The organism is Stenotrophomonas sp. 05L44_2, assembly GCF_056665995.1.
The window spans coordinates 1-1,671 of record NZ_JBFTNR010000825.1 but is presented as its reverse complement, the minus strand read 5'-3'; the positions used below and the strand labels follow the sequence as shown (position 1 = coordinate 1,671).

Genomic DNA, 1,671 nt, shown 5'->3' with positions numbered 1-1,671 from the left:
GAACAACACCGCCACCAGCCACACCGCCGGGTGCACCTCGCGCCAGCGGCCGGTGCCGGCCTTCAGCGCAGCATAGGCAATGAAGCCGAAGGCCAGGCCGTTGGCGATGGAATAGGTGAACGGCATCGCCAGCGCACACAGCGCGGCGGGTACGGATTCGGTCAGGTCGCTCCAGTCCACTTCCACCAGTTCGCGCAGCATCAGTCCGGCTACGAACAGCAGGGCCGGCGCGGTGGCATAGCCGGGCACCATTGCCGCCAGCGGCGAGAACAACAGCGCGGCCAGGAACAACGCAGCGACCACCAGTGCGGTCAAACCGGTACGGCCACCCACCTGCACGCCCGAGGCGCTTTCGGCGAAGGCGGTGGTGCTGCTGGTGCCCAGCAGCGAGCCGGCCACAATCGCCGTGCTGTCGGCCAGCAGCGCGCGGCCGAACCGCTTCTGCGCGCCCGGCAGTTTCAGCAGACCGGCACGGCCGACCACGCCATACAGCGTGCCGGTGGCATCGAACACTTCCACCAGCACGAACACCAGCACCACCTGCAGCAGCACGGCGATCGGCGCGCCGCCGTTGTGGTGCAGCAGGCCGGGCAGGTACAGCTGCAGGAAGGTCGGCGCCAGGCTCGGCGGCAACGACACCAGCCCGTGGTACTGCAGATCGCCCAACGCCCAGCCGGCCGCGGTCACCGCCAGGATGCCGATCAGGATCGCACCGCGCACACGCCGCGCTTCCAGGATCGCGATCAGCAGGAAGCCGCCCAGTGCCAGCAGCGGCGGCGCGGTATTGAGCGGGCCCAGCGCCACCAGCGTGTCCTCGTTGCCGATGATCACGCCGGATTTCTGCAGCGCGATGATGGCCAGGAACAGGCCGATGCCGGCCACGATCGCCGACCGCAACGACGCCGGAATGCCCGACACCAGCCACGCGCGCACGCCGGTCAGCGACAGCACCAGGAACACCAGGCCGGAAATGAACACCGCCGCCAGCGCCTGCTGCCAGGGCAGCCCGGCAGCGCCGACCACGGTGAAGGCGAAGAACGCRTTCARGCCCATGCCCGGSGCCATGCCSAYCGGSMAGTTGGCSRYCAGCGCCATCACCASCGAGCCCAGCGCSGCGGCCAGGCAGGTGGCSACGAACACTGCCCCAGCATCCATGCCGGTGGTGCCCAGGATCTCGGGATTGACGAAGACGATGTAGGACATCGTCAGGAAGGTGGTGACACCGGCCAGCAGTTCGGTGCGCACGGTGGTGCCGTGCTGCTGCAGCTGGAACAGGCGTTCGAACAGGGACATGGAGGATCTCACGACAATAAGGTGTCACGACCAAGGTTCGTGACCTACCCGAATGCAGAACGTGGGTACCGACCGTTGGTCGGTACGCCTTTCGTCACCAGCAACGGTGGTGACCTACCGAAAAGAGAAAGGCCGCGCGAGCGCGGCCTTTCGTTCTTGCTTACTTCAGCGCCTTGAAGCGCAGGCGCTTCGGCGCAGCGTCGTCGCCCATGCGGCGGCGCTTGTCTTCTTCGTACTCGCGGTAGTTGCCCTGGAAGAACTCCACGTGCGAATCGCCTTCGAACGCCAGGATATGGGTCGCGATGCGATCCAGGAACCAGCGGTCATGCGAAATGACGAAGGTGTTGCCCGGGAACTCCAGCAGCGCATCTTCCAGCG

The 1,671-nt window shown here is 66.8% G+C and carries 1 protein-coding gene and 1 pseudogene; both read right to left on the bottom strand.

Going from position 1 to position 1,671, the window contains the following annotated elements; all coding sequences use genetic code 11:
- Nucleotides 1-1,293: NCS2 family permease (locus AC1VAN_RS21045; RefSeq protein WP_480986659.1), on the bottom strand; the 1,293-nt coding region annotated here is incomplete at its 3' end.
- 160 nt (nt 1,294-1,453) lie between these two features.
- Nucleotides 1,454-1,671 (bottom strand): annotated as a pseudogene (locus AC1VAN_RS21040) (energy-dependent translational throttle protein EttA); the annotation flags it as partial.